The 582-nt window shown below is 46.6% G+C and carries 1 pseudogene; it reads left to right on the top strand.

The annotated features are described in order from the left end of the window. A pseudogene (locus R7Q46_RS28840) lies at positions 1–582 on the top strand (transporter substrate-binding domain-containing protein); the annotation flags it as partial.

Raw genomic sequence — 582 nt, 5'->3', positions numbered from 1 at the left:
CAGAGAACGGCATGAATTCAGCTATTTCCCAAGACCGCACTATTCACCAGCTTCAGTGATGGTCAAGCGATTGGGTTACAAGCCAAACACCTATTCCCATGTGTCACAATTGATCTCTGAAAGAATCGGTGTAGTCAAAGACGATTTCTTCGATCAAATGATGACTCAGCTTTTACCGTTGAAAGAGCTTGAGCGTTTTAACACGCAGCACGATCTTATTGAAGCATTGCTTAAAGGGGAGGTGGATTACATCCCGATGGATACGGCAATGCTCAACCATTTCCTTCGTTTGAGCGAGCTTGTGCCCATCGAACAAGATACCGCGATAGGGGAGTTTTACAGTTCGCAGTTGTCTATCGGCCTCGTCGCGAATGAACGCGGTGCAATGTTAGCGCCATATTTTAGCCGCGCGATCGCGATGTTGGGCGTTGACAAAATTGTGGCTCAATACGATTTGCGTCCAGATTGGCGCACGGCGTTAGAGTATGAGGTGCGATTGGCAACACAAACCCAAGCGGTATTTCTATTCGTACTTGTATTGGCAATTTGTGTTTCTCTCTATCTGTATCGTCAATCCAACAC

This window comes from Vibrio sp. 811 (genome assembly GCF_033339195.1).
The sequence above is the reverse complement of the archived record's forward strand: the minus strand, read 5'-3'. Positions and strand labels throughout refer to the sequence as shown.